This is a genomic window from Streptomyces sp. AB3(2024) (genome assembly GCF_041862025.1).
Taxonomy (GTDB): Bacteria; Actinomycetota; Actinomycetes; order Streptomycetales; family Streptomycetaceae; genus Streptomyces.
Map to the genome: position 1 here is coordinate 1 of NZ_JBGWAB010000245.1, position 5,712 is coordinate 5,712.

A 5,712-nucleotide genomic window follows, 5' to 3' on the forward strand; every position below is an offset into this window, starting at 1 on the left:
TGTTCTCGGTCGAGGCGGCGGCGGGGGCGGGGCGGGCCCCCCCCCCCCCCCCGCGGCGGGATGGGGGCGGCGCCGCCCGGGAGGCGGCCCGTCTCCGACAGGGCCCGGCGCAGCAGGAACTCGATCTGCGCGTTGGCGCTGCGCAGCTCCTCGCCGGCCCAGCGCGCGAGCGCGTCGTAGACCTGCGGGTCCAGGCGCAGGAGCACCTGCTTGCGCGCCTGCCGTGCGGCCCGCCCCCGGGTCCTCGCCGCCGGGGGTCACTGGTAGAGGGTCCCCGTGTTGATGACGGGCTGGGCCGCACGGTCGCCGCAGAGCACCACCATCAGGTTCGACACCATGGCGGCCTTGCGCTCCGGGTCCAGGTCCACGATCTCCTCCTCGGCCAGCCGCGTCAGGGCCAGTTCCACCATGCCCACCGCGCCCTCGACGATCTGCTTGCGGGCCGCCACGACCGCGCCGGCCTGCTGGCGCTGGAGCATCGCGGAGGCGATCTCCGGAGCGTACGCGAGATGCGTGAAGCGGGACTCGATGATCTCCACGCCCGCCGTCTCCACCCGGGTGGCCAGCTCCGCCGAGAGCTTCTCGGTGATCTCCTCCGCGTTGCCGCGCAGCGAGAGCCCGCCCTCGTCGTGGGCGTCGTAGGGGTACTCGATCGCGATGTGCCGCACGGCCGTCTCGGTCTGCGTCTCGACGAACTCCGTGAAGTCCTCGACCTCGAACACCGCGCGCGCGGTCTCGGAGACCCGCCAGACCACGACGGCGGCGAGCTCGATCGGGTTGCCGTAGGCGTCGTTGACCTTCAGGACGGCCGTCTCGTGGTTGCGGACCCGGGTGGAGATCTTCCTGCGGGAGGTCAGCGGGTTGACCCAGCGCAGTCCGTCCGCCCGGATCGTGCCGCGGTAGCGGCCGAAGAGCTGGACCACGCGGGCCTCGCCGGGGGCCACCGTGTTCAGTCCCATCATGGCGAACAGTGAGCAGAGGGCCAGCAGGATCCCGCCCGCGATCATCGCCGCCTTGGGTCCCGTCGTGGTCGCCGCCGCGCCGGAGGCGATCAGGGCCACCCCGGCCGCCGTGCCCAACAGGCCCAGCAGCAGGGCCAGTCCGCCACCCATGCTGTGCGCCGCGAACTCCCGGACCTCACTCGGCCGGCGGTCGACTGCGGTTGTCATGGAATACCCCCGTTTGTTGTGGGGCGTCCGGCCGTGGCCGACCGAAGCACCTAGCAAAGTGATATCAGTTTTTGCGTTCACCGCAACCCTTCAGGTCTCATGGGCGTCGGTTCCATCGGAGTGGGTGCTGATTCTCACGTCCGAATTGACCACTATTGATCAGGATTAGCCGTCCTTTGTCACAGCCTGCGGTGTTAGTTTTCTGAGCTGACGTCGGGGGGGTAATCGAGCGGAGCGGGAGCGATGGGCCGAGCAGAGGCGCGACGGGCGCAGCAGCAACGCGGTGCGCGGAAAGCGCCGAGCGGGCGTGCGGGCAAGTCGACCGGGAAGAAGCGCAGTGGCATACGTCGCTTCCTCAACTGGAAGACGATCCTGGGGACTTTCCTCGGAGGTGCTCTGCTCCTCATCATCGGAGCGGTCGCCCTCTACTTCTCCGTGGACCCGCCGGACCCGAACAAGAACGCGACCCTCCAGAGCAACACGTACAAGTACGCCGATGGTTCGATCATGGCCCGCACCGGCCAGATGAACCGCGAGATCCTCCCGATCGACAAGATCCCCGAGGACGTGCGGACGGCCTTCATCGCCATCGAGAACAAGTCCTTCTACAAGGACAGCGGCGTCGACGTCATAGGTGTCGCCCGAGGCGTCTTCAACACGGCCCTCGGCCGCGGCAAGGCCGGCGGATCGACGATCACCCAGCAGTACGTCAAGAACTACTACCTGACCCAGGACCAGTCGGCGACCCGCAAGCTCCGTGAGCTGGTGATCTCCATCAAGGTCGACCAGCGGATGAAGAAGAACGAGATCCTCGCCGGTTACCTCAACACCAACTTCTACGGCCGCAATGCCTACGGCATCCAGGCCGCCGCCCAGGCCTACTACGGCATCGACGCCGAGAAGCTGAACCTGGAGCAGGCCGCCTACCTCGCGGCCGTCATCCAGGCCCCCAGCCAGTACGACTGGGCGATCGCCGGCCCCAACGGCAAGCGGCTGGTCATGATCCGCTTCAACGCCGTCCTCGACAACATGGTCGACATGGGCAAGCTGGACCAGGCCAAGCGCGCGACCCTGAAGTTCCAGGAGCCCATCAAGCCCAAGCCCCTCCCGGGCATGGACGGACAGAAGGGCTACCTGGTCCAGGCCGCCAAGCAGGAGCTGAGCCGCCAGGGCATCAAGGACGCCGACATCACCGCCGGCGGCTGGACCATCACCCTCAACGTCGACAAGAAGAAGCAGGCCGCGCTGGAGAAGGCCGTCGACGACGAGCTGGAGTCCAAGCTCGACCGCAAGAACACCAAGGACCGCCCCCAGGACCAGAGCGTCCAGGCGGGCGCCACCTCCGTCGACGCCAAGACCGGCGCGATCGTGGCGATGTACGGCGGCGTGGGCCTGACGGAGAAGGCCGAGAGCAACGCCCTGCGCACCGACTTCCAGCCCGGCTCGACCTTCAAGCCGGTCGTGCTGGCCACCGCCCTGGAGACCGGAGCGAAGACCCAGGACGGCCGTCCGATCACGCCGAACGCCCTCTACGACGGCACCAGCAAGCGCCCCGTCGTCGGCAGCGCGACCGCCTTCGCCCCGCAGAACCAGGACAACATCAACTACGGCGACCCGATGCTCACGGTCCAGGAGGCCACCAACTCCTCCGTGAACTCCGTGTACGCGCAGATGATCGTCGACGCCAAGCCGGAGAAGGTGAAGGAGACCGCCCTCGCCCTCGGCATGCGCGACCGTGACGGCTGGCCGGCCGACAGGCCCGCCATGTCGCTCGGCACGATGAGCGCGAACACCGTGGAGATGGCCGGCGTCTACGCCACCTTCGGCAACCACGGCAAGAAGGTCACCCCGACCATCGTCAAGAAGGCCGAACACGCCGACGCCGATTTCAAGCCGGTCAACCCGATCGGCGGGCAGGTCCTGACCGCCAAGACCGCCGACACCGTCACCAAGGTCCTCACCGGCGTGGTCGAGGACGGTTCCGGCAAGGCCGTGCGCAGCTCCGCCTACGAGGCCGCGGGCAAGACCGGCACCACCGAGTCCAACGTGGCGGCCTGGTTCACCGGCTACACCCCGGAGCTCGTCACCGTCGTCGCGATGTTCGGCGAGGACCCGAACTCGCACAACCAGGTCACCCTGACCGGTACCGCCGGCAAGGGCCGCGCGGGCGGCTCCAGCTTCCCCGCCCAGATCTGGCAGGCGTACACCACGGCCGCGCTCAGGGGCCAGAGCACCGGCCAGTTCGACCTGGAGGACGCCGAGATGGGCACGCCGCCGGCGCCGACCCGCAGCCCGTCGCCCACCGCGTCGAACCAGACGGTCGCCCCGACGCCGACCGGCTCCGCCGGCACCCGTCCCACCGGCACCCCGGACCCCACGGGCAGCACCGGCAAGCCGGACCCGACCGGGCCGACGAAGAACCCGACGCCGACGACGAAGAACCCGACGCCCCCGACCAAGGACCCGACGCCGCCGACGAAGGACCCGACGCCGCCGCCGAACCCGCTCCTGGGTCAGTAGGCACCCCGGCACCACGACGCACCGCCGCCCCGCAGCGATCATGCTGCGGGGCGGCGGTGTTCGTGCGTACGGGACCGGTTCCGGGCTCCGGGAACGGCCGGACGGGACGTCAGCGGCGGTCGTGCGGCCCCGGCAGCGGGAGCTCGAACCAGACGACCTTCCCACTGCTCAGCCGGGTGGCGCCCCAGCGCCGGGCCAGCCGGTTCACCAGGAACAGGCCGCGCCCGCCCTCGTCGGTCTCCCGCGCCCGCCGCTGGCGCGGCAGCTGCGGGGAGTCGTCGCCGACCTCGCAGCGCAGCACGTCCGTGCGCAGCAGGCGCAGCGTCACGGGCCGCTCGGCGTACCGGACGGCATTGGTGACCACCTCGCTCACCAGCAGCTCCAGCGAGTCGCTCAGCTCCTCCAGACCCCAGCGGGTCAGCGCGCGCCGGGCGAAGCGGCGGGCCCTGCCCGGAGCGGTCTCCTCCGGGTCCAGGAACCAGTACGCGACGTCGCTCGGCGCGATGCCCTCGAAACGGGCCGCGAGCAGGGCGATGTCGTCGTCCCGGTCGCCCGGCCCGAGCATGTCCAGCACGTCGTCGCAGAGGGCCTCCAGCGGCGGCGAATGGTCCAGCCCCGTCAGCTGCGCGGTGGTCGCGAGCCGCTCGCGCAACTGCTCGATGCCGGTCCACACGTCCCGCAGCCGCGACTCCACCAGCCCGTCCGTGTACAGCAGCAGGGTGGCCCCGGCCGGGGCGTCCAGCTCGACGGCCTCGAAGTCCACGCCGCCGACCCCGATGGGGGCGCCCGGCGGGACGCGCAGCACCTCGGCCCGGCCGCCCAGGTGCAGCAGCACCGGCGGCGGGTGGCCGGCGTTGGCGATGGTGATCCGGTGCGAGACGGGGTCGTAGACCGCGTAGAGGCAGGTGGCCATGCGGTCGGAGCCCAGCCGCTGCGCCTGCTCGTCCAGGTGGTGCAGCACCTCGGCGGGCGGCAGGTCCAGCTGGGCCAGGGTCTGCGCGGTGGTGCGCAGCTGGCCCATGATCGCGGCGGAGGTCATGGAGTGGCCCATGACGTCGCCGACGACCAGCGCGACCCGGCTCCCGGGCAGCGGTATGGCGTCGTACCAGTCGCCGCCCACCCGGGCCGTCTCGGCGGCGGGCAGGTAGCGCGAGGCGAGCCGCACCCCGGTGGGCTGGGGGAGACTGTCCGGCAGCATGGTGCGCTGCAACTCGTCGGCGATGTAGGCCTCGCGGCCGTAGAGCACCGCCTTGTCGATGCCGAGCGCGGTGTGCGTGGCCAGCTGGGCGGCGACGAGCAGGTCGTTCTGCTCGAAGGCGTCCCGGTCCGGGGTGCGCAGGAACACCGCCGCGCCGATGACGCGCCGGCGGCCCCGCAGCGGGGCCAGGATGGCCCGCTGGCCGCGCGGCACCGGATGGTCGGACCCCAGCAGCTCCGGGAGCGCGTCGCGGGCTCCCGCGGCCGATCCGAAGACGGGCCGTACGCCGCGCAGCACTTCGGCGAGGGCCCCGCCGGGGCGGATCTCGCAGAGTTCGGCCGCGGGCAGGTCACCCTGCGGGCCGACCAGCGGCAGCTGGCTGAAGTCGAGCTCCCCGGCGGCCCCCGCCACCCCCGTGCCCTCGCCCTCGGCCAGCGCCAGGTCGTCGATCGGCCGGAGCCGGTCGGTGCGCCGGAGCCTTAAAACGACCGGGCCGACGGGCCGCTCGTCGCCGACGGGCAGCGGGTCGCGCAGGTAGACGAGGATGGCGTCGGAGAAGGTGGGCACGGTCGCCCGGCACAGGCCGAGCACGATCTCGTCGAGGTCGATGCCGCGCGCGATCCGCCGGGTGGCGGCGCCGACGAAGCGCAGCCGGTCGCCCTCGCGGCGCGCCACGCTCACCTCACCGGGACCGGTGCCACCGGTCCCGGTGACGCCCCCCGGTGCCGGGGGAGCGCCGGTGACCGGGGACGCCGCCGCGGGATCCGTGCCGGCCGCGCCCTGAGCCCCGGCGGCGGCCGTCACCGGGCCGCCGGGGAGCGGCTC

At 71.7% G+C, this 5,712-nt stretch carries 3 protein-coding genes and 1 pseudogene; 1 reads left to right on the forward strand and 3 read right to left on the reverse strand.

The features are described from left to right. A pseudogene (locus ACEPPI_RS39640) lies at nucleotides 1–206 on the reverse strand (hypothetical protein); the annotation flags it as partial. Nucleotides 207–257: 51 nt separating this feature from the next. After that, nucleotides 258–1,169: an SPFH domain-containing protein gene (locus ACEPPI_RS39645; protein ID WP_373920104.1), complete on the reverse strand. Its 912-nt coding sequence runs from the start codon at nucleotides 1,167–1,169 to the stop codon at nucleotides 258–260. A 243-nt stretch (nucleotides 1,170–1,412) separates the two neighbouring features. Between ACEPPI_RS39645 and ACEPPI_RS39650 the strand changes: the two genes are divergently transcribed. After that, nucleotides 1,413–3,689, forward strand: coding sequence for a transglycosylase domain-containing protein (locus tag ACEPPI_RS39650; RefSeq protein ID WP_373920105.1), 2,277 nt, complete (start codon nucleotides 1,413–1,415; stop codon nucleotides 3,687–3,689). A gap of 109 nt (nucleotides 3,690–3,798) precedes the next feature. Here the strand turns inward: ACEPPI_RS39650 and ACEPPI_RS39655 are convergent. After that, nucleotides 3,799–5,712 (reverse strand): SpoIIE family protein phosphatase (locus ACEPPI_RS39655; RefSeq protein ID WP_373920106.1); only part of this gene is annotated, 1,914 nt, incomplete at its 5' end.